We start from the raw sequence: 24813 nt of genomic DNA on the forward strand, positions 1-24813 counted from the left end.
TCAAGAAGACAACAGATATCAGGTGGGAGTCGGAACGATGAATTTCAAGCGCCTGGCGCTTGGAAGGCGGCCATTTTCCATGAGGGAAATCCGCACATGTCTTACACCTGCATCGGCGAGAAGCCGTAAATGGTGATATGATCTGTTCTCCTCAAGAAGGCTCTTCAAAAACTTCCCGGCATTGCCTCACAGCCCCCTCTGTTGCCATGCCCCTGGTGGCGTGCCGAGGACTTGATCCGGACAGGCGCGGCTGGCTGCCCGTGGGGGACGAACGCTCCAGCCCCCCTGATCTTCGCCTTTTCCACCGACTGCTCCGGCTCCGCGATCCTGGCCGCGCCGGGGCCGGACAGGGGCCTGGGCGGGAGCTCGCCATTGCCACGCAACGCCTTGCTCGCTGGTTTCCCAGCGTGCGCGCCTTCATCAGACGAAAACTGTTGCTGGCCATTGCCGGGTCCGCGATGTCATACCGCTGGCCCACTAGAGACCCCAACCCGCCTGGACGGTGTCGCCGCGTGATCCCCAAACTTCTTCACCAGCTCTGGAAGACACCCGAGATCCCGCCACGCTTCGAGGCGTTCCGGCGCAGTTGGCTCGACCGGCACCCGGACTGGAGCTACCGGCTGTGGAGCGACGCCGACATCGCCGCCTTCGTCAGGCAGGAGTTTCCCGACCTCCTACCGGTGTTCGAGGGATATGCGCAACCGATCTGCCGCGCCGATCTCGCCCGCTATCTCATCCTGAAGCGCCACGGCGGGCTGTATGTCGATCTCGATTTCGAGTGCTTCAAGCCGCTCGACGGCCTGCTCGCGGACAGCTCTTTTGCCATCGGCCTCGAGCCAGCCACGCATCTGGAGTTGGACAAAGCCGCCCAGCGCCGGATGGAGCGTGTGCTCTGCCCATCCCTGATCGCCTCCATTCCCGACCATCCCTTCTGGGACCATGTGCTGGACCACATCCGGCGCAACGCCCGCGAACCGGACGTACTCGACGCCACCGGCCCCTTTCTGCTGACACGGGCCTACGAGACATACGGCGGACCCGGCCCCGTCACATTGCTGCCGGCGCAGGCCATCTACCCGGCCGACAAGATGGACTGCTGGGAAGGCCGCCTGTTCGACATCGAGGCCTGGGAGAAGCTCACGCGCGACGCCCATGCGTTGCATCACTGGGACGGCACCTGGTTCCGCGGCCAAGCGGCGCTCGATGCCGGCCGGCCCCGCCGGCTGCGTCTCCAACTCAGCGACGGAACCGGGCCGTCGGCCGGGGCGACCGAGCCGACCGACCGCAGGCCGCTGGTCTCCTGCCTGATGGCCACGCGCGACCGCTTCGAGCAGGCCTGCGTAGCAATCGCCTGCTTCCGGCAGCAGAGCTATCCGAACCGCCAGCTCGTCATCGTCGACGACAGCCTCGACGACCGGCTGACCCGGCATGTCGAGGCACTCGGCGACCCGCGCATCCTCATCGACCGCTCCCCCACACCGGCGGCGACGCTGGGTGCCGCGCGCAACCGTGCCGTCGATCTGGCTGCGGGCTCGCACGTCTGCCAGTGGGACGATGACGACCTCTACGACCCGCTGCGCCTGGAGCTGCAGATGTCGGCCCTGCTGGGAGCAAAGGCACGCGCCTGCATCCTCAGCCGCTGGACGATCTGGTGGCCCGAGGCCGCAAGGCTGGCCGTCTCGGTGCGCCGGAACTGGGAGGGCTCCCTGCTGTGCGAGAAGGCGGCTCTGCCCCGCTACCCCGATCTGCCGCGCGGCGAGGACACGCCGGTCGTCGACGCGCTGCTGCGCAGTGTCCGCGTCGCCCATCTCGACGAGCCGCGCCTTTACCTGTATGTCGTCCATGGCCGCAACACCTTCGGCCCCGGCCATTTCGACACCCATTGGCAGCGGGCCTCGCCGCGTTGGCAGGACGATCGCTACCAAGCGGTTCGGACGGAGCTTGCCAAGCGGCTGCCGCTGGACGCCTATGAGCGGCTCGAGCCGCCGGCCGCCGCCATCCCGGCGCCCCCCCTTGCCCGCACTGCGCCAGCGCAATGGGAGCGCATGCTCGCCGACGCGACGGCCGTCCTGCGGGTTGATCCGCAGGATATCGGGGCGAAGGCCAGGCGCGCCGGGGCCCTGATGCACCTCAACCGCTTGGACGAGGCGGAGGCGGCCTTCCGCGCCTTGCGCGACGGCCATCCGGACGCGTCCTTCGGGCTGGACGGGCTTGCCCGCGTGGCAACCCGCCGCCGGCAGTGGCTGCAGGCGCTGGAGCGCTGGGAAGCCACCCTGGCCGCCTTCCCCGGACACTGGCCCGGCATGCTCGGCTACGCGCAAGCCCTGCTCGAGGTTGGACGGTTCGGGGAGGCAGAGGCACAGTATGCCGAGGTGGTGCGCCTGCAGCCGCAGCACCCCCTCGCTCGGATCGGCCTCGCCGAAAGCGCGGCCCGCCGCCGCGACTGGGAGACCGCCGTCCAGCGTTGGCAGCAGGTGATCGCCCACGGTCCCGCCTCGGCCCAGGCCACGATCGGGTTGCTGACCGCGCTGTGCGAGCTCGGGCGTCTTGATGAGGCGGAAGAGCTCCTCGCACGGTCCATGGCGTATCTCGGCAGGGCCGACACGGTCCTGGCCCGCGCCATACTGCTGCAAAGGCGCCACCGGGGGGCGGCCCTGCTTGCCATGCTGAACGAGCATCGCGACGTCGTGGAAGCCAACCCCACCTTGCGCAGCCTGTATTTCCATGCGGTCCAGACCAGCCGCGGCGATACCGTGCAGGCGGTGGCCATGCTCGCCCCCGCGGGAACCGACGGTACCGCGCCGGCCTGGGTCCAGGCCATCGCCTGTGCCCATGCCCCGCAGGAGGCCGGCGGGCAGGCGCGCAGCCGATTGGTCGCGCTGTGGCGCCGGCACGGCGTCTCGATCCTCTCGCCGGACCTGCTCGCCCTCACCGTCGAGGCCGTCATCCATGCCGACGGTCCGGCCGCCGGCAAAGCGCTCCTGCAGGCGGTGGATGCACTGCCGCTCACCGACACCCGCGCGGTGAAACTGCGCCTGCTGGCGGTGTTCGAACGCCTGAAATGGGGCTATGGCGAGGATGCTGTCACGGAGCTGCGCGCCTTGGCCGCGGCCGGCGATCCGCGGGTGCCCCACGGCCATTGGCGCGACGCGGTCCGGGAGCTGACCGGCATCGACCAACGCCTGCGCCGCCTGTACCCGGCCTTCGAGATCGAAACCGGCTGGCGGCGCCCGCCGGCCGAGGCCGTGGTTGCCCGCATCCTGGAGAGCCACGAGGCGCGCCGCCCCTTCAGCCTGATCCGCCTTGGCGATGGCGAAGGCAACTTCCTGCCCTACCCGATCGAACAGGCCCGTTTCACAGCAGCCGACCGCGACGCCACCCAACGCATCTGGTGGGGCGAACCAAAGGTGGCCGGGGCTGCCGCCGAAGCGTTGTCCGACGCCCTGCAGGCGGCCATCCGCGACGCCGACGTCGTCGGCGTGCCCGACCTTTCCCGCCTGTGCTACAGCCTGCCGATCCCGACGGCGGCGGACCTGTTCCAGAGCTGGCACGATTATCGCGGACTGCTGAGCATCCTCCACACTCTGCTGGCCGACGGGGGCGCCCTGTTCACCCCGACGCAGACGATCACCTCCTGCCACATCCATGCCGACCTGTCGGCCTGGGGCCTTTACGAACGCCTGTTCGCCAAGATCCGGCGGGTGGCCGTGGTCACCTGCCATCCGCAACTGCCGGAGCGGTTGACCGAGCGCTTCGGGCTCACCGTCTCCCGCGTCCACCTCATTCCGCATGAAACCAAATATGGCGACGTCTTCGGCTATGGCGATGCCGAGCCGCATTTCCCGGCCGTGTACGAGCGGCTGCTGGAGACCTTGAGCGTCGATGAGCCGGGCGAGGTCGTCCTGGTCGCCGCCGGTTTCCTCGGCAAGATGTACTGCAAGCGCATCAAGGACCAGGGGGGCATCGCCCTCGACCTCGGCAGCGTCGTCGACTACTGGTGCGGCTTCGCGACGCGCAGCCTGCATTTCACCCAGCGCTATGCCGCCCTCCCGGCCGCTGCGGTTGCGCCCGCTGCCCCTGCCCCTGCCCCGGTCCACGCCACTCTCCGCCTGCCGGAAGCCGGTCCGGGGGTAACCGTGCTCGGCCACTTCACCGCCCCGGTGGGGCTGGGCACGGCGGCATGCGGCACGCTGGAGGCCCTGGCCGCGGCCGGCCTGCCGGCGGTGCCGGTGGATCTCGACCGCCCACCTGCGGCCGGCGACGCCATGCCGTCCCACCCGATCACCATCGCCCACACCAACCCCGATGCGCTGCACGAGGCGGGGCACAAGGATCCCACTGGGCCGCTCGCCCGGTCCTTGTTTCCGGACCGGCTGGCCATCGGCTGCTGGGCCTGGGAAAGCGCCACGAGCTTTCCGCCCTCCTGGCAGAGGGCCTACGCGCTGTTCGATGAGGTTTGGGTCCCCAGCCACTTCACCGCCGAAAGCCTGGCAGCCTCCGCACCGGTGCCGGTCGCCGTCGTTCCGCATGTCGTCGCGCCGCCGCTGCCCACGCTGACGCGGCGCGATCTCGGCTTGCCGGAAACGGGATTCCTGTTCGCCTTCGCCTTCGATGAACTGAGCGGCTTCACCCGCAAGAACCCGCTCGCCGTGATCGAAGCCTTCACCCGCGCCTTCCCGCAAGAGGATGGCGGCATCCATCTGGTGATCAAGGCACGCACCCTGTCCGAGCTCAACCGGGACCGTCTGCGGGCCGCCATCGCCGGCCGGTCCTCGATCATCCTGCGCGAGGGCAGCGAGAGCCGGGAGGCCGCGTTGGCCCTGCTGGCGACCTGCGATGCCTATGTTTCCCTGCACCGGGCGGAGGGATTCGGTCTGACCATCGCCGAAGCGATGTTCTTCGCGAAGCCGGTCATCGCCACCGGATATTCCGGCAACCTGGACTTCATGGCACCGGGATGCGCTTATCCGGTGCCTTCCCGCCTCGTCATGGCCGAGGAGGATGAGGACTGCTATCCGAAGGGCACATGGTGGGCCGACCCCGATGTCATGGTCGCAGCGGCGCTGCTGCGCAGCGTCGTCGCGGATCGGCAGGGGGCCGCCGAGGTTGGCCGGCGGGCGGCCGGGCATATTCGGGCGATGCTCTCGCCCGAGGCGGTGGGCAGGCGCATGTCCGAACGCATCACCGAAGCGCTGGAACGCCGGAACGCCGGCCATCGCCCGCAAGCCCGCTCCGCGACACTCGCGGCCACGGCACGGAGCCCGGAAGTGCCAAACGTGCTGGTCCTTACCCCGGTGAGGAATGCGCGCCGGCATCTTCCGGCCTACCTGTCCGCGCTTGGGCGCCTCGATCACCCAGGGGAGCGGTTGTCGCTGGGGATCCTGGAGGGTGACAGCGACGACGGGTCCTTTGCGTATCTCCACGAGCGGTTGCCCGAACTGCGCACGCGTTTTGCTCGCGTCGATCTGCTCCGGCACGATTTCAACGCTTCCTTCGCCGGCCCGCGCTGGCGACCCGAGATCCAGGTGATGCGGCGGTCGACCATCGCGCGGGTCCGGAACCGCCTGCTCACGGGGACCCTGCGTGATGAGGACTGGGTCTTGTGGATCGATGCCGACGTCGTCGACTTTCCTTCCGACGTGCTGGCACGGCTGCTCGCCACAGGACATGATGTCGTTGTCCCGAACTGCGTCACATCCCCTGGCGGCCCCAGCTTCGACCTCAACAGCTTCCAATTCACCGAGGAGGCGGCAATGAGCGAGCAGCGCAACTGGATCGGCGGGCTGATCCAGCCGCCGCCCGGCCTGGGACGGCGCTATCTCCATGAATTGCGCGGCCGGGGACCGGTGCGGCTGGACGGCGTCGGCGGCACCATGCTGCTGGTGCGTGCGGCATTGCACAGGGAAGGGCTGATCTTTCCCACCTTCAGCTACCGTGGATACATCGAAACCGAAGGGCTTGCGATGATGGCCAAGGATATGGGGGTGACATGCTGGGGGCTCCCCGATACCGAAATCCGGCACGCCCGGGCATGACAGGCAGCGCCTCGACCCAGTCTACCAGGGGCCCGCAGCAGCCGAAGGCGCGGAACACCGGGTAGAGAGGCGTTCCGATTCAAGGAATAGGCGCGCATGCCGCGATGACCATCACAGGCAATGTGCTCGGGTGGATTGGCCCCCAGCTTTTACAACTAATTTATAGTGCAAGCCATTGCGATCTCGCAAACCAATAATCAACCGATGAATTTGTTCTCTCATTTCTACAGACTTGTTTCACGAAGGAGAACCGAAGACCTCACAAGCCGTCACAAAGTTGATTTTTGTAGCGAATTTTGACAATAACCACCTCAGAAAAATACCTCTATCTTACGAACAAATCTCTATTTGGCGATTGCTGATTTGATTTTGTTTTAATAACATTTCGGAAACACGCATCCATTAGGATAAAATGCCAGATGCGTAATATCCGACTCCGAAAAGGACGTTAATATGACAATCGGCCCAACAATTCGTTTCTCAACACCGCAAGATGATGAAGATCAAGTGCGGGTAAATTCTGATATTGTTATTTATTTCTCAGAAGATGTTTACGGAAGCGGAGGAAACATAACCCTTAAGAGAATTGATGACGACGCAATTGTCGAGTCCTTTTTTGTTCCAACGTCGAACCAGATAACGATTGATGGAAGCAGCGTAACCATCAATCCGACCATCGATCTTGATTACTCGACACCATACTACCTAGAAATTGACAACCATGCGCTTTACGATGGTTATGGTGAATTTTTCTCTGGTCTGAGTGGAAGCAGCCGCTTCAACTTCACAACCAGAGCCGATGTTGAGCCTCCGGAACTGATGGCGATATCGCTGGCCTCCCCCCCCACTGGCACAACAGTCGGCGCCGATCTGGTCCTCACATTCAGTGAAGCGGTATCCGGCAGCGGCAGCCAGATCAGGTTGCTGCGGGCATCCGACAGTCATGAGGTTGACAGTTTTGAGGCGACAAACAACGCGAAGGTCACGATCAGCGGCAGCACCGTCACGATCAATCCAGACGTAGACCTCGATTATTCGACAGCCTATTACCTGGAAATCGATCCCTTCGCGTTCCATGACCTCCATGGCAACGCCATGAGCGGCAGCACCTACAGCTTCACCACGCCAGCCATGCCACCACCGCCGAGCAGCGATGGCGGCAGCAGCAGCACGGTGGACGGCGTTCCTGTACAGACCAACACGATGTACAACGGCGACGGCACGGCCTCGACCGTCATCACCGTCCCGGTGGTGACGGCCGGGCGCACCGAGTCCGTCGGCAACAACGGCGTCGCCGACATCCCGCTGGCGAGCAGCGGCGGCAGCCCGGTGCTGACGGCGCAGCTGCCGGCCGGCTACGGCCTGACCGCCAGCGGCTCGTCCACGCCCAAGGCGGCCGGCAACTCCCTCACCGACCTGATCCGCGAGATCAAGGCCCACACCACCGCCGGCTCGAGCGACCAGGCCCAGCTCACCGGCGGCGGCGGCGGCTTCCTCCAGGGGCTGCCGGTCGACACCCCGCTGCTCGTCCAGACCATCTCGCCGAGCGTCGCCTTCGGCAGTACGACGGCCCCCGAAGCCCCACTGGTCATCAGCGGCACCCCGGCCGCGGCTGGCGGCCCGCAGACCGCCTTGGTGATCGATGGCCGCGGCCTGCCGACCGGCAGCACCATCCAGTTGCAGAACGTCACCTTCGCCGCGGTGATCGGCGCGGTGACGGTGACCGGCGGCGACGGCTCCCAAACCGTCTGGGGCGACGGCGCCAACCAGACCATCATCCTCGGCGCCGACGACGACACCCTGCATGGCGGCGGCGGCGACGACTTCGTCGGCTCCAAGACCGGCAACGACGTGCTCTACGGCGACGACGGCAACGACACGGTGCAGGGCGGCGAGGAGCACGACCGGCTCTTTGGCAACACCGGCAGCGACGTGCTGTTCGGCAACACCGGCGCCGACACGCTGTTCGGCGGCCGGGGCGAGGACCTGCTCCACGGCGGGCGCGACGACGACCGGCTGTCGGGCGACCTCGGGGCCGACACGCTGAACGGCGACCAAGGCAATGACGTGCTCACCGGCGGGCTGTCCGACGGCGGCTTGGCCGATCTCAGCGGCGACCTGCTGTTCGGCAACAGCGGTGCGGATCTGCTGTTCGGCAATGCCGGGGCGGACACGCTCCATGGCGGCCAGGATGCCGACACGCTGTTCGGCGGGCTGGACGACGACCTGCTGTTCGGTGATCTCGGCGACGACGTGCTCTCCGGCGACCGCGGTGCCGACACGCTGATCGGCGGGGCGGGGGCCGACCTGTTCGTCTTCGCAAGCGGCAGCGGCAAGGACGTGATCACCGACTTCCAAGCCGCCGAGGGCGACCGGCTGCGGCTGGCCGACGGCCAGGGCTACAGCCTGCGCAGCGACGGTGCCGGCAATGCGGTGATCGTCTTCTCCACCGAGGACGAGGTGGTGCTGCGCGGCGTCAGCCAAGCCCAGGTCCAGGCCGGCTGGGTCGTGAAGGGGTGAGACCGTCCGGCTCCGGTGTGCCCCTCGGGGCTGCACCGGAGCCGGCTTGTTCATGCCTTCCGCTTTGTCACGCCGGAACCCGTTCCACCTCCGGCGTGACCGGGGTGAGGATGGCCGGATCATGATGGGTGGTGCCGTCCGCCGCGAGGGGATCGCCGGTGGTCGCGGGATCGGCCGGATGGCTGGACTGACCGATCCAACTGTCGTCCATGGTCGACACGCCACCCCCCCCGAGGGAGCCCGCCCCCGTCCAGTCGCCCGCCCCGCTCATGCTCGGATGGTCGGACAGGCCGAGGAGGGCCATGGACTCGGTGTAGTGCCGGTCCAGGGCCGCCGCCCCCGATGCGGCATCGTCGCTTGATCCCGACGATACCGCACCCGCCTCCGCAGTTCCGGCGTCGGCCCCGGTATTGGCCATGGCGGCGGCCATCGCATGATCGCTGGCGGCCAGACCGTCCCCGGTCTCCGTGGGATCGGCGGACGATACGGCGAACGTCCTGGCGGAGCTTGCCGGAGCGTTCGTGATCTGGTCGCCGACCACCTGGACATCGACCCGCATGGGATTGCTTGCACCCCCTGCCGCGTCGGTGGCCTTTACTTCCAGGGTCCGCATCCCGCTGCCATCCGCGGTCGTCATGGACACATGCTGCAGGATGTCGGTGTAGGTGGCGGTCGAGGCGGTGCCATGCAGCGTCAGTTGATTGGCGGCCGCATCCCAGGAAACCTCGACATCGGTCCCGGCGACGGTGGTGCGATGGGTGGCCGGGTCCTCGACGAGACTCAAGCTGCCGAGCGTCAGGCGATCGCCACTCTCCGCCCCGGAAACGATGCTGATCGTCAGGCGGGACAGCTCGCTGCTGTCGGGATCGGTGACCGAAGCGTGTTCGGCCACCTTGGGATCGGCCGCGCTGATGGTTGCCGAATGGTCGGCGGACAGGACCGGCGCCTGGTTGGCCGGGTCGAGGGTGACGGTCAGGGAGCCCGTCGTCTCGGCCGTGCTGTGGCCATCCGTTGCCTGCGCCGTGACCGACAGCGCAACGCTGCCGGCCGCACCGGCCGGGGCGGTCAAGGCCAGACCGGGCAGATCCTGCGCGCCGAGCGTCCAGGAGCCGTCGGTGTTGTGATGACCGTTGTTCAGGCTGTAGCCGGACGGCAGCGGCGCGATCGTGACGGTCAGCGTTTCCGAGCCGTCGGTGTCCTTCAGCACCGCACCGATGTTCAGCGCGATGGCCGTGCCGACGGTTCCATGCACCGGAGCCAGCGTCAGGTCCGGCTGATCGGCGACGCCATCGACGTGTAGGCTCAGCGTCTGCTCGGTGTGCGAGGTGCTCACCACCTTGCTGTCGGGGTCGGTGGCCTCCGCCGTCAGCGTCGCGCCGATCCGCATGCCGGTGTCGTGCCCGGCGGTGTCATAGTCGCTCCAGTTCTTCGGCGGCTGGAGGTACAGCCCGCCGGAGCGGATCGTCGCCACCTCCTCCGCGCTGAAGCTCCATCTCCCGTTGCCGTCGTCGTGGCCGATCGGATGCCCGTTGCTGCCCGCGAAGAAATGCGAATCAGACGGCACGCCGGTGAGCTCCAGCTTGGTCAGCCGCTCGTTCGGGTCGCTCACCGACAGGCTCAGCTTCAGGTCGATCAGAGTGTCCTCGTTGCCGCGCGCCGCACCCGGCACCAGCAGCGGCGTCTCCGCGATCCCGGTGACCGTCACCGCGATCCGCACCGGGTCGGACACCGCCGTCCCCTGACCCGCCGCCACCTGGCTGCCGCTCTCCGTTGCGTTGGCGACGATGGTCAGCGTGAAGTCGTGAGCATTGTGGGCGCCCGGCAGCAGCTTCAGATCGCCCCACTGCCCGTCCGGCATCGTCCAGCTGCCGTTGTCGTTCCGGCTGCCATGGTTCAGCTTTGCGTCGGTCGGCACGCCGGTGATTGTCAGGCTGGCGACCTCCGAGCCGTCGCTGTCCTTCAGATGCGGGGTGATGTCGAGCGCCAGCCAATTGGCGTCCGCCCCGCTGTCGTCGTTCTGGGTGATGGTCAGCCGGTCATGGAGCACCGACACCGTCGGCTGATCGGCCACCGCATTGATGTGCAGGGTGAAGGTCAGCGTCTTGTCGGCGGTGGTGGTGACGTGGCTGTCGGGATCGGTCTGGCTGGCGGTCAGCGTCGCGGTGATGCTGGCGCCGGCGTTATGGTTGGCGGTGTTCCAGTCGCTCCAGTCCTCGGGCGGCTTGATGTAAAGCCCGTTGCCGGTCTGCTTGAGCGTGGCGATCTCGCCGCTGTCGAAGCTCCAGCTCTTGGTCATGGCGTCATAGTGGCCGATCGCCCCGCCGCTGGCCGAGCTGTAGAAGGTCGAGCCTTCCGGAACCCCGGTCAGCACCAGCCCCAGCGTCTCGTTGCTCCCCTTCACCGCCATGTCGAGGTTCAGCGCGATGCGCGTGTCCTCGTTCCCCGCCGCCGCCGTGCCCTGCGTCAGCGCAGGCGTGTCCGCAACGCCGTTGACCGTGACCCGCAAGTCGGCCGTGGCGGTCGCAGTCCCATCATTTTGCCAATTGTGTGACACCGCCTCGATGTGGAGCGTGAAGTCGGCATCGCTGTTGAGCGGCGGCGTGATCTTCAGACCGTCCACGTCCCCGGGCTTCAGGCTCCAGCTGCCATCGCCATTGCGGGTGCCATGGTTGAGCGACGCTCCCGTCGGAACGCCGGTGATGGTATAGCCGACCAGATACTCAGACCCGGTGGTGTCACCCAGGCTGGCGCGGATGTTGAGGGCGATCGGCTGGTCTTCCGGCGTGGTGACCGGGGAGGCGGTCAGCTTCGGCGCGTCGGCCACACTGTCGACATGGACGGTGAAGGACAGGCTGGTCGACGCCTGGGGCGCGGTTTGGGGGGCATCCGGGTCGTGGTCGGTGGAGGTCAGCGTGGCAACCACCGTCATGCCGGTGGTGTGACCGGCCGAACTCCAGTCGCTCCAGTTGGGCGGTGGCTTGAGATAGAGGCCGTTCGCCTGGATCTTGGCAAGGTCGCTGCCCAACAGGCGCCAAGTGTGGCTGACGGCATCGAAGGTGCCGACCGTCCGCGGGTCGTCCGGATCGCTCGACAGGTAGAGGACAGCGCCGTCCGGAATGCCGGTCAGCGTCATGCTCAGGGTCTCGTTCGCCGCCCCCAGCATGGGGCTGAGGTTGAGGGCGATGCGGCTGTCCTCGTCGCCATGCGCCGGCGCCGACTGGGTGAGGTGCGGCGTGTCGGCCGCGGCGGTGACGGTGACCGCAAGGCCGACCGCATCGCTGGTGGCCGTGTTGCCGTTGCTGCGCTCGATCGAGGTGGCGCGCACGCTGAGCATCATGTCATGCGCGTCGTCGGGCGGCGGCAGCAGCTTCAGGCCGGCGATGTCGGCGGCGCTGACCCGCCAACTGTGCGTGTTGCTGGCGGGATCGGTGATCCCCAGATCGACGCCATGGTTCAGCAGGGCGCCGTCCGGCACCTTGTCGATGGTGATGTAGCCGATGCTCTCCGAGCCGTCGGCGTCGGTGACCGCCGGGGTGATCTTCAGCTCGATCCAGCCATCCTCCATACCGGAGGCCGCGGCGGCGCTCACCGTGGGCTTGTCGGCCACCGCATCGATGTTGACCGCGAAGCTGGTCGTCACCACCGGCGAATAGACCCGCTGGCCGCTGACCGGGTCCAGCTCGCTGCTGCGGGCCGCAACGGTGACGGTGAAGCTGGCGGCGCTGTCGTGCGGCGCGCTGACGGTGAGGTTGGCGAGCTGCGCGGGGGTCAGCGTCCAGGTGACGCCGTCGGCCGCGAGGGTGCCGGCGCTGAGCGTATAGGCGCTCGACGGCAAGGTGATGGTCCAGGCGTCGATCATGTCATTGCCGCGGCTCGGCACCATGCCGGAGATGTCGAGCGCGATCGGGCTGTCCTCGGTGCCCCGCGCCATGTGGACGAAGATCTGCGGCGCGTCGGCCGCCGCCGCCACCGCGATGGTGAGGGGGGCGGTGGTGGCGACCATGCCGCCGTCGACCGGGTCGCCCTTGCCGCGCTCCCACGTATAGGCGGTGACCGACAGGGTGAGCGTGCCGTTGTAGTCCTGCGGCGCCAGGAACTTCAGGTCGCCCACGTCGGCGGCCGAGAACTTCCAGCTATAGGTCGTCCCGGAGGCATCGAGGCCGTTGTTGGCGCCATGGTTGAACACCGCGCCGGCCGGCACGCCGGTGATGACCACCGACATCGCCTGCGAGCCGTCGGTATCGTCCAAGCTGGCCGTCAGATGCCGGATGGTGGCGTCGTTCAGCGTGATCCACTGATCCTCGCGGCCGCTCGCCTTGCTGGTGTCCAGCGTCACGGGATCGGTGACGCCGGCCACGCCGACCGTGATGGTTTTGTCGATGGTCACAGGGGCGGCCAGATGATCGCGGGCGGTGACCTCCACATGCAAGGTCAGGCTGCCACTGTAATCGCTCCAATTGGCGGGCGGCAGCAGCTTCAGCCCGGCGGCGGTTGCCACCGACATGGTGTAATGGCCGGTCACGGGGTCGGCGGCCAGCACCGCACCGTTTGCATCGATCAGTTTGGCTCCAGGGGGAACATCGCTGATGACGACGCTCTCCACGGTCTCCCCCGCTGCTCCCGCTGCGACGGCGAGGTTCAGCGCGATGGGGTGATCTTCCTTGCCCTGGCCACCGCCCGACAGCGTGGGGCTATCGGTGACCGCATCGACCAGAACCGTCATTGGCAGCGCGGCGATGCTTGTGCCACCCGTTGCCGGATCGGTCAGCACGACATGGCCAAGCAACGTGATGGAGCCGTTTTGCTCGCTGTTCCAATTGGCAGGCGGAGTGATGGAGAGATCAGCGATCTCGCTTTCACCCACGGTCCAGACATTGTGCACCGGGTCATAGATGCCGGCCGACAGTTTGGCACCGGCGGGCAGAGAGGCAGCGTCGATCACCAGCGTTGCCGTCTGGCCGCTGTGCCCTCCAATCTTGATGGACAGCGCAATCGTGCCATCCTCTGCGCCTTTCGCCCCGATCACGCCATTGGGCTGCAATTGGCCATAGCCAAGGGACGGCATTGTCGGGTCAATGGGGACGAGCTCCCCTGTGCCCGCCCCACCAGCATGCCCATGGTTGCCGTTGTTTTGGTTCCCATTGCCATTCCCGGTGCTGCCGGTGCTGTTCTCCGCGTTGTTGTTGGGACCGGAATTGCCGGGCGCGGTTTGATCTCCGTTGCCCCACCCGTTGTTCGCGTGGCTGCCACCGCCATGGCTGGCGCCGTTTTCAGCAAAGCTGATGGAGAAGTGGGTGGGTGAACCCTGGCCAACACTTCCCGTGTCACGCTCGACGCTCAGGGGTGTGATGGTGATGGTGGCGGAGGTGAGTGCCGTGCCGCTGCTGTCGCGCAGCCCCACAGGCACCCGAAGGTTCAGCCCGCCTCCACCGGTGGCAGTGTCCCACTGTGCGGGGGTCAACAGCCATCGGCCATGTCCTTCATTCAGCCCAACCAGATGGCCGGCGCCATCGACCAGAATGGCACCGTCGGGAAGACCGTCCACCGCCATCCACAGCCGTTCCGAGCTGTCCTTGTCTCCCAAATTCAGGCGATCAGCCACCGGCAGAGCCGCGAACAAGCCCGAGTTCATGGTCAGATCGCTGAAGCTGCCCGAGACGGTCGGCGCATCGGCCACGCCCGAGACCGCAAGCGTGAGGGTCTTGGTGGTGGTCAGGCTGGCGGCACCATGGTCGTGGCTGACCACGCTGACCCCGATGCTGATCGGATTGCCGTGGTTGGTGTAGTCGCTGTAGTTCTGCGGCGGCTTCACCGCGAACTTCGACAGGTCGAAGCCTGCCGGCACGGTGTAGAGACCGCCGGCCGGGATCGCCACCTCCCGGCCGTCATAGAGGAAGGTCGAACCGCTCGGCAGCTTGCCGAGGTCGAGGCTGATGCTGTCGACCGTCTCGCCGATGCCGCCGGCCGCCACCGACAGATGGAGGGCCATCACGGCGTCTTCATCGTAGGTGCCGCCGCCGGAGATCCTCGCCTGGTCGGTCACCGCGTCGATGGTGACCTCGACGCTGCGCTGGTCGATGCGAACGTCGCCGTCCACCTCGGTCACCACCACGTCGGCCCTCAGCGTCAGCACGCCGCGGGTATCGACGTTGGCGTTCTCCGGCACCACCAGCCGCAGGCTGGACAGATACTGCTGGTCGACCGACCATTTGCCGGGCGCGATCGGCACCAGGTTGTCGATCGACACGCCATTGGCGAACTGCAGGGAGCAGCCGGCCGGCAGGTCGCTGATCACCACCGACAGATGCTCCGACCCGTCGCCATCCTTCGGCGACAGCGCCCCGAAGCCGAGATCGACCAGGCTGCCGTGCGTGACGTTGCCGCTGGCGGCGTCGCCGTCCTCCTTGACATGGACCTGGAAATTGCCTGCGCCCAGGCCGTTGGGGGCGTCGGCGACGCCCTTGACATGCACGTCGAAGGTGATCTTGGTGCCGGCGCTGGTCTGGACGCCGGTGTCGACGTCGGTGTCGGTGGAGATCAGCGTGGCGGTCACCGCCATGCCGCCCTGGCCCGGGCTCCAGCCGCTCCAATCCTGTCCGGCAGCGCCCTTGCTGCTCCAGTCGCTCCAATCCTTGGGCGGCAGCAGGAACAGGCCGCCGGCCTTCATCTTATCCACCTCCGCGGCGGTGAAGCTGTAATGGCCGCCGAACGCCTCGCCGCTGTTGGCCACCCACTGGCCGACCGGTGTGGCGTCCGTCGGCGAGACGTAGAACTGCGCGTCCGGCGGGATGCCGCCCAGGGTCAGGCTCAGCGCCTCGTTGCGGTCGGTCAGGGCCTCGGTCAGGTGCAGGTCGATGCGGCTGTCCTCATACCCCGAGGCATGGGCGCTCTGGCTCAGCAGCGGCGCTTCCGGCGTACCGGTGACCGTGACGGTCAGGGTGACGGGAGTGGAGACGGCGACGTCGCCGTTCGACGCCTCGGTCGCAACCCCCGTCACCTTCAAGGTGAGATCCGCGTTCACATCCTTGGGCGGCAACAGCTTCAGGTCGGCGAGGTCGGCCTGGTACAGCGTCCAACTGCCGTCGGCGTTCCTGCTGCCGTGATTGAGCAGGGCGCCTGTCGGCAGCCCCTCGATGCGCAGGCTGAGGCTTTCCGATCCGTCATGGTCTGGCGTGGTGATGGCGATCTTGCCGCCGAGATCGATCCAGCTATCCTCGTTGCCGCTGGCGGCGGTCACGGTGACCTTTGGCGTGTCGGCAACCGCCTCCACCGTCACCCGCAGGTCGTACACCTTGGAGGTGGCGGACGAGGTGGCGATGTGGGCCGGATCACCGGTCTCCTTCGCCGTCGCGGTGATGTGCAGGGTGAAGTCGGCGTCGCTGTGGGCCGGCGGCGTGATGTGCAGGTTCTTGAGCTGCTCCGGGGTCAGGGTGGCCGCCCCGTCGACGACGGTGAGGATCCTGCCGTTGCCGTCGGTCAGCGTGGCCCCATCGGGAATGCCGGTGATGGTCAGGTGATCGATCACCTCCGACCCGTCGGCATCCGTCAGGTGCGGCGCGATCGACAGCTTGATCGGCGCGCCCTCCTTGCCTGCGGCGGCGGCGGCGGTCACGGTGGGGGCATCGGCGACGGCATCGACCTCCACCGCCAGGATGCGGGTCGTGGTCGCGGTCACAACCGCCTTGCTGTCGGGATCGACCTTCTGGGCCGACAGCTTGGTGGTCAGCGCCAACCCGGCGCTGTGATTGCCGCTGTTCCAGTCACTCCAGTCGCGCGGCGGCTGCACGAACAGGCCATGGCCGGCCGAGGCGATCTTGGTGAGGTCGGCGGCACTGAAGCTCCAGCTCTTGCTGGCGGCGTCGTAGCTGCCGACCATCGTGCCGTAGTCGGGGCTGGACGGGTCGTCGGTGGTGTAGAACACCGTGCCTTCCGGCTGGCCGCTGATGGTCATGCCGGTAAAGGTCTCGCCGGGATCGGACAGCCGCGTGTCCAGGTGGACATTGATGCGGGTGTCCTCGTCCCCCTTGGCTGGACCAGTCTGGCCGAGGATCGGGGCCTCCGCCGTCGCCTTCACGGTGACGAGGATGGTCTTCACCTCCGACAGGGCGTCGCGCACGGACACCTGCGCATCCTCCCCGCGCTCGCTGGCGGTCGCCTGCACGGTGATGCTGAAATCCTTGGCGTCGTGGGCCGGCGGCAGCAACTTCAGGCCGGCGATGTCGGCACTGTCGATCTTCCAGCTGTGCGTGCCGGTTGCCTTATCGGTGATCCCCAGATCCACGCCATGGTTGAGCGTGGCGCCGGCCGGCACTTTGCTGATGGTGATGGAGGCGATGTATTCCGAGCCGTCGGCGTCGGCGACGGTCGGGGTGATCTTCAGGTCGATCCACCGCCCCGCTGCGCCGCTCAGGTCGTTCTGGGAGCCCGTGGCGTTCGAAACACCCAGCTTGGGCGTGTCGGCGACCGCATCGACATGGACGGTGATGTCGGTGGCGGTGGAGGCGGTGGTGGCCTTGCCGCTGTCCGGGTCCACTTCCGTCGCTGTCAAGGTGACGTGCAGTGGCAGGCCGGCGGTGTGATCGGCGCTGCTCCAGTCGCTCCAGTCCGGCGGCGGCTTGAGGTAGAGCCCGTTGCCGGCCTGGTTCAGCTTGGCGATCTCGGCGTCGCTGAAGGTCCAGGTTCCCGCCGACTGGGTGCCGATCGAGTTCCCTTCGGCATCGAAGAACTGGCTTTTGTCCGGCACCCCGGTGATGGTCAGGGTCAGCGTTTCCGCCGTGGTGGTTGAGGAGAGGGTGAAGCCCAAAGCCTCGGTCAGGTTCAGGTTGATGCGCGTGTCCTCGTCACCGCCCGCAGGAAGGGTCTGGTGGAGCACGGGGGTGTCGGCCACACCCTCGACCTCGACCCGCACCGCCTGGGTGGTGGTGGCGGTCGACTTGGAAACATGGCTGCCGAGTTCGGTGGCGGTGGCGACGAAGGTCAAGGTGAAGTCGCGGGCGTCATGCGCACCGGGCAACACCTTCAGATTGGCGAGCGCCTCGCGCAGCACCGCCGGATTGTCGGGGTCGCCGGCGATGGTCCAGCTACCGTCGTTGTTCTGGATACCGGCATTCAGCCTGGCCCCTGCCGGCAGCCCGGTGATGGTGACGGAGCTGACATACTCGGAGCCGTCCTTGTCGGTCGGAGCGGCAAAGGTCTTGAGGGCGATCCAGTTCTCGGTCTTGCCGTCGAACTCGGCGCCTTTCACCGTGGTGGTGCCGTTCGCCGCGGTCGCCGCGAAGGTCAGGCTGGGCGCATCGGCGACCGAGTTGACCGTCACGGTGAAATCCAGCGCCGATGACGGGGCATGGGTGACGATGCCGCTGTCGGGATCGGTCTCGCTCGCGGTCAGCTTCGCCTGCAACTGCATGCCGGTGGCGTGGCCGGCGGTGTCGTAGTCGCTCCAGTCCGTCGGCGGCAGCATGTAGAGGCTGCCATTCCTGACCACGGCGATCTCGCCGTCGTTGAAGGTCCAGGTGCCGGGCGACGTCTCGGTGCCGACCGGCGTGTCGCCGGTGGCGGCGCTGAAGAACTTGGTTCCCGCCGGCACCCCGGTGATGGTCAGGGTCAGCGTTTCCGGCGTGGTGGCTGACGAGGCGCTGAAGCCCAGCGCCTCGGTCAGGTTCAAGTTGATGCGCGTGTCCTCGTCGCCGCCCGCAGGAAGGGTCTGGCGGAGCATGGGGGTGTCGGCCACCCCCTCCACCGTGACCTTCAGCGTCGTGCTGGTCGAGGCGGTCGCCACCGCCACGTGGCTCCCCTGCTCCGTCGCCGTCGCCGTGAAGGTCAAGGTGAAGTCGCGGGCGTCATGCGCCCCCGGCTGCACCTTCAGGTCGCCCAGGTCGCCGGCGGCCACCGTCCAGCTACCGTCGTCGTTCCGGCTGCCGTGGTTGAGCAGCGCCGCCGCTGGCAGCCCGGTGACGGTGACGGCCAGCGTCTCCGAACCGTCCTGGTCCCTCAGTTCGGGCGCGGTGATGCTCAGCGCGATCCAGTTGGGGGTCTTCCCGTCATACTCATGGCCGCTCGCATCCTGCGCCACCATGGCTTTCGGCTGATCGGCGACGGCATCGACCCGCACCGACAGCGTCTGCTCGGTGTGCGAGGTGCTCACCACCTTGCTGTCGGGGTCGGTGGCCTCCGCCGTCAGCGTCGCGCCGATCCGCATGCCGGTGTCGTGCCCGGCGGTGTCGTAGTCGCTCCAGTCCTTCGGCGGCTGGAGGTACAGCCCGCCGGAGCGGATCGTCGCCACCTCCTCCGCGCTGAAGCTCCATCTCCCGTCGCCGTTGTCATGCCCGATCGGATGCCCGTTGCTGCCCGCGAAGAAATGCGAATCAGACGGCACGCCGGTGAGCTCCAGCTTGGTCAGCCGCTCGTTCGGGTCGCTCACCGACAGGCTCAACTTCAGGTCGATCAGCGTGTCCTCGTTGCCGCGCGCCGCACCCGGAACCAGCAGCGGCGTCTCGGCGATGCCGGTGACCGTCACCGCGATCCGCACCGGGTCGGACACCGCCGTCCCCTGACCCGCCGCCACCTGGCTGCCGCTCTCCGTTGCGTTGGCGACGATGGTCAGCGTGAAGTCGTGAGCATTGTGGGCGCCCGGCAGCAGCTTCAGATCGCCCCACTGCCCGTCCGGCACCGTCCAGCTGCCGTTGTCGTTCCGGCTGCCATGGTTCAGCTTTGCGTCGGTCGGCACGCCGGTGATTGTCAGGCTGGCGACCTCCGAGCCGTCGCTGTCCTTCAGATGCGGGGTGATGTCGAGCGCCAGCCAATTGGCGTCCGCCCCGCTGTCGTCGTTCTGGGTGATGGTCAGCCGGTCATGGAGCACCGACACCGTCGGCTGATCGGCCACCGCGTTGACGTGCAGGGTGAAGGTCAGCGTCTTGTCGGCGGTGGTGGTGACGTGGCTGTCGGGATCGGTCTGGCTGGCGGTCAGCGTCGCGGTGATGCTGGCGCCGGCATTATGATCGGCGGTGTTCCAGTCGCTCCAGTCCTCGGGCGGCTGGATGTAGAGCCCGTTGCCGGCCTGCTTGAGCGTGGCGATCTCGTCGCTGCTGAAGCTCCAGCTCTTGGTCGTGGCGTCATAGTGGCCGATGGCGCTGTGGACGGGATCGCCGCTGGCCGAGCTGTAGAAGGTCGAGCCTTCCGGCACCCCGGTCAGCACCAGACCCAGCGTCTCGTTGCTCCCCTTTACCGCCATGTCGAGGTTCAGCGCGATGCGGCTGTCCTCGTTCCCCGCCGCCGCCGCGCTCTGCGTCAGCGCAGGCGTGTCCGCCACACCCGCCACCGTGACAAGGAGCTTGACCGGGTCGGACACCGCCTCGGCCACCGCCACCGCGCTGCCCTTTTCTTGGGTGGTGGTGGTGATGGTGAGGGTGAAGTCGGTGTCGCTGTTGGGCGGCGGCTTGATCGTCAGGTCGGCAAGATCGCCCGGCTCCAGCGTCCAGACGCCATGCCCCTGGTTTTGGCCGTGGCTCAGCGTGGCGCCCTCCGGCACATCGCTGATGGTGATGCGGACGATCTCCTCCGACCCATCGCGGTCGCTCACCGACGGATGGATGGCAAGGCGGATCGCCGTGTCCTCCAAACCGCCATCCGTGCTGGCGGTGACCTTCGGCTGATCGGCCACCGCATCGACATGCAGGGTGAAGGTCAGCGTCTTGTCGGCGGTGGTGGTGACGTGGCTGTCGGGATCGGTCTGGCTGGCGGTCAGCGTCGCGGTGATGCTGGCGCCGGCATTATGATCGGCGGTGTTCCAGTCGCTCCAGTCCTCGGGCGGCTGGATGTAGAGCCCGTTGCCGGCCTGCTTGAGCGTGGCGATCTCGTCGCTGCTGAAGCTCCAGCTCTTGGTCGTGGCGTCATAGTGGCCGATGGCGCTGTGGACGGGATCGCCGCTGGCCGAGCTGTAGAAGGTCGCCCCCTCCGGCACCCCGGTCAGCACCAGTCCCAGCGTCTCGTTGCTCCCCTTTACCGCCATGTCGAGGTTCAGCGCGATGCGGCCGTCCTCGTTCCCCGCCGCCGCCGCGCTCTGCGTCAGCGCAGGCGTGTCCGCCACACCCGCCACCGTGACAAGGAGCTTGACCGGATCGGACACCGCCTCGGCCACCGCCACCGCGCTGCCCTTTTCTTGGGTGGTGGTGGTGATGGTGAGGGTGAAGTCGGTGTCGCTGTTGGGCGGCGGCTTGATCGTCAGGTCGGCAAGATCGCCCGGCTCCAGCGTCCAGACGCCATGCCCCTGGTTTTGGCCGTGGCTCAGCGTGGCGCCCTCCGGCACATCGCTGATGGTGATGCGGACGATCTCCTCCGACCCATCGCGGTCGCTCACCGACGGATGGATGGCAAGGCGGATCGCCGTGTCCTCCAAACCGCCATCCGTGCTGGCGGTGACCTTCGGCTGATCGGCCACCGCATCGACATGCAGGGTGAAGGTCAGCGTCTTGTCGGCGGTGGTGGTGACGTGGCTGTCGGGATCGGTCTGGCTGGCGGTCAGCGTCGCGGTGATGCTGGCGCCGGCGTTATGGTTGGCGGTGTTCCAGTCGCTCCAGTCCTCGGGCGGCTGGATATAGAGCCCGTTGCCGTCCTGCTTGAGCGTGGCGATCTCGTCGCTGCTGAAGCTCCAGCTCTTGGTCGTGGCGTCATAGTGGCCGATGGCGCTGTGGACGGGATCGCCGCTGGCCGAGCTGTAGAAGGTCGCCCCCTCCGGCACCCCGGTCAGCACCAGTCCCAGCGTCTCGTTGCTCCCCTTCACCGCCATGTCGAGGTTCAGCGCGATGCGGCTGTCCTCGTTCCCCGCCGCCGCCGCGCTCTGCGTCAGCGCAGGCGTGTCCGCCACACCCGCCACCGTGACGCGGATGTCCTTGATGTCCGACAGGGCATGTTGCTGGGCGATGGCGCCGTCGCCGCCGGTCTCGGTGGTCTGCGCCTGCAGGTGGATGGTGAAGTCGCGGTCGCTGTTGGCCGGCGGCTTGATCGCCAGGCTGCCGAGGTCACCGGCGGCGACCGTCCAGCTGCCGTTGGCGTTCTGGGTGCCATGGTTCAGCACCGCCCCGTCGGGCAGGCCGGTCACGAGCACCGCCAGCGTCTCCGACCCGTCCGTGTCGAGGGTGGCGGAGCGGACGTCGAGCGGGATCCAGCCGTCCTCCGACCCGGAGGCTGCCGACACGTCAAGCGTCGGGGTGTCGGCCACGGCATCGACACGGACATCGATGGTCCGGGTGGTGGTGGCCGCGGGCACGGCGGCGGCGCCGTCGCGGCTGGTTTCCTGGGAAGAGGCAATGACGGTGAGCTGGAAGTCGCGGGCGTCGTTCGCGGGCGGGGTCAGCTTCAGGTCGTCGAGTTGGGCGCGCAGCACCGACGGATCGTCGGGGTTGCCGGTCAGGGTCCAGCTACCGTCGGCATTGTGGGTGCCGTGATTGAGCGTGGCGCCCGCGGGCAGCCCCTCGATCCGGATGGCGGAGAGATACTCCGAGCCGTCGGTGTCGGTCAGCGCCGGACGGATGTCGAGCGCGATCGCGCTGTCCTCGGCGCCGGACGCGGCCGATACGGCAAGGGCCGGCGCATCGGACACCGGCGTGACGGTCACCGACAGCGGCGTGGTGATGCTGACCGGGGCGGCCGAGCCGTCCCGGCTGGTGGCGGTGACCTGTACCGTGAAATCGACGTCGCTGTCGGCCGGCGGGGTGATGGTCAGGTTGGCCAACTGGTCGGGGGTCAGCGTCCAGGTGGTGGTGCCGTCCGCTTCGGTGACCGAGGTGCCGGCGCTGAGGCTGGCGCCATGGGGGACCCCGGAGATGGTGATGCCGAGCGTCTCCGAGCCGTCGGTGTCGGTCAGCGCCGCGCGGATGTCGAGCGCGATCGCGCTGTCCTCGGCGCCGGATGCCGGCTGGACGCTCAAGGTCGGCGCATCGGTCACCGGATCGACCACCACCCGCAGCGGGGCGCTCACGCTGGCCGGAACGGCCGCGCCGTCCTTGGCGGTGGCGGTGACCTGCAGGGTGAAGTCGACGTCGCTGTGCAGCGGCGGGGTGATGGTCAGGCCGGCGATCTGGTTCGGCGCCAGGATGATGGCGCCGTTGCTGATCGTCAGCGTGTCGCCGGCGCCGTTGGTCAGCTTGGCCCCGTCGGGGATGCCGCTGATGGTGATGCTCAGCGTCTCGGAGCCGTCGGTGTCGGTCAGCGCCGAGCTGATCGACAGCGGAATGCCGGTATCCTGGGCGCCATGGGCGTCCTGCACGCCCAGCGTCGGCAGGTCCGACACCGGATTGACGGTCACGGCGAGGGTGGAGGTGACGCTGGCCGGCACCGCCGAGCCGTCCCGTGCCGTGGCCGTCACGGTCAGCGTGAAGTCGACGTCGCTGTTGAGGGGCGGGGTGATGCGCAGCCCCGCCAGTTGTGCCGGTGCCAGGGTGATGGAACCGTTGCTGATCGTCAGCGTGTCGCCGGCCGCGTTGGTCAGCCTGGCCCCGTCGGGGATGCCGGCGATGGTGATGCCGAGCGTCTCGGAACCGTCGGTGTCGGTGAGCGCCGGGCTGATCGACAGCGGGATGCCGGTGTCCTCGTCGCCGCTGGCCGCCTGGACCGCCAGCGTCGGCGTGTCCGACACCGGGTTGACGGTGACGGCGAGGGGCGAGGTGACGCTGGCCGGCGCCGCCGAGCCGTCGCGGGACGTCGCGGTGACCTGCAGGGTGAAGTCGGCGTCGCTGTTGGCGGGCGGCGTGATCGCCAGCCCCGCCAGTTGCGCCGGGGTCAGGGTGATGGAACCGTTGCTGATCGTCAGCGTGTCGCCGGCCGCGTTGTGGAGCGTGGCGCCGCTGGGAATGCCGCTGATGGTGATGCTGAGCGTCTCGGAGCCGTCGGTGTCGGTCAGCGCCGGGGTGATCGACAGCGGGATGCCGGTGTCCTCGTCGCCGCTGGCCGCCTGGACCGCCAGCGTCGGCAGGTCCGACACCGGGTTGACCGTCACCAGCAGCGGGGCGGTCGTGGTCGCCGGCGCGGCCGAGCCGTCGCGGGACGTCGCGGTGACCTGCAGGGTGAAGTCGGCGTCGCTGTTGGACGGCGGCGTGATGGTCAGGCCCGCGAGCTGCGCCGGGGTCAGCGTCACCGTCCCATTGACGACGGTGAGGACGCCGCCGGCGTAGCTCAGCACCGCGCCCTGGGGAACGCCGGCGATGGTGACGCTCAGCACCTCCGAACCGTCGGTGTCGGTCAGGGCGGCAGTGATCGCCAGCGGAATGCCGGTATCCTCGTTGCCGGTCGCCGGCTGCACGGCCAGCGTGGGCGTATCGGACACCGGGTTGACCGTCACCGGCAACGTGGTGGTGCTGCTGAGCGCCCCGCCGGTGCCGCTGCTGGTCGCCACGACGGTGAGCGTGAAGTCGTCGCCGGCATTGGGCGGCGGCGTGATGGTCAGGCCGGCGAGCTGCTCCGCGGTCAGCGTGATGGTGCCGTTCACCACCACCAGCACGCCGCCGGCGTTGCTGAGCACCGAGCCGTCGGGGATGCCGGACAGGGTGATGGTCAGCAGTTGCCCGCCGGCAGTGCCGGTGACGGCGGCCGTGACGTCGAGGGCGATGGCGGTGTCTTCATCGCCGGTGGCCGGCCGGGTTGCCAGGCTGGGGGCGGTGGCCGCCGCCTGCGCGGTCAGCACGGCGGCGGTGGCGGCAACCGGATTGGCGTCCGCGACGACGGCCGTGGCCGGATCGGCGGCGGCGCCGGGTGCCGCGGCGGACTGGGGCTGGGACGCCGTGGCTTCCCCCTCCGCGCCGGACACGGCCGGCACCTCATACCGGGTGGTGGTGCGCGGGTTCCACAGCAATTGTGCGGCGGCATCGTCGGCCGCTGCCCTGTCCGCCGGATCGGCGCTGTCGACGCCCGATCCCTCCGGGCCGATGGGGCCGCCGCCCCGGATGCCGGCCGACCGCAGGGCGTCGCCTTCCAGCAGCGTGGCGACGGCCGGCAGGTCGGCCGCGATGGCGACGGTTTCGCCGAGGACGGCACCGGTCTGCACGTTGCCGCCGATCATCAGGTCGCTGGCGCCGCGGTAATCGGTCTGCACGTAGCCGAGCGTGTCGTCGGGGCGCTCCAGCGCCACCGTGCCGGCCTCGTGGATCACCCCCTCCAGCCGTTGGGAGTCGACCTGCTGAAGAAGCGTCAGGTCGTCGAGGATCTGCCGATCATCAACCGTCGGCGCTTGTCCCGGAACCGCCTCTTCAGCCATCGCACCCACTCC

General features: G+C 68.0%; 3 protein-coding genes and 1 pseudogene. 3 read left to right on the forward strand and 1 reads right to left on the reverse strand.

From position 1 onward, the window contains the following. The first annotated feature begins 512 nt into the window (after window positions 1–512). From J2850_RS17900 to J2850_RS17905, 3 genes and pseudogenes are all read left to right on the forward strand, one after another. Complete coding sequence (locus tag J2850_RS17900; protein ID WP_209984075.1) at window positions 513–6035, forward strand: glycosyltransferase; 5523 nt, start codon at window positions 513–515, stop codon at window positions 6033–6035. 453 nt (window positions 6036–6488) lie between these two features. Continuing rightward, window positions 6489–7100: pseudogene (locus tag J2850_RS32330) on the forward strand (Ig-like domain-containing domain); the annotation flags it as partial. A 30-nt stretch (window positions 7101–7130) separates the two neighbouring features. Then, window positions 7131–8555 (forward strand): calcium-binding protein, encoded by a 1425-nt coding sequence (locus tag J2850_RS17905; RefSeq protein WP_246513184.1) that lies wholly within the window; start codon window positions 7131–7133, stop codon window positions 8553–8555. A 67-nt stretch (window positions 8556–8622) separates the two neighbouring features. Here the strand turns inward: J2850_RS17905 and J2850_RS17910 are convergent, their stop codons facing one another. Continuing rightward, window positions 8623–24801 (reverse strand): beta strand repeat-containing protein, encoded by a 16179-nt coding sequence (locus J2850_RS17910; protein WP_209984079.1) that lies wholly within the window; start codon window positions 24799–24801, stop codon window positions 8623–8625. Between the last annotated feature and the right edge of the window lie 12 nt (window positions 24802–24813).

Origin of the sequence: Azospirillum picis (genome assembly GCF_017876115.1) — a bacterium.
GTDB classification, from domain to species: Bacteria; Pseudomonadota; Alphaproteobacteria; order Azospirillales; family Azospirillaceae; genus Azospirillum; species Azospirillum picis.

Coding starts and splice junctions, on each gene's coding strand:
- J2850_RS17905 (WP_246513184.1), top strand. CDS start 7,131: ATGAGCGGCAGCACCTACAGCTTCACCACGCCAGCCATGCCACCACCG.
- J2850_RS17910 (WP_209984079.1), bottom strand. CDS start 24,801: ATGGCTGAAGAGGCGGTTCCGGGACAAGCGCCGACGGTTGATGATCGG.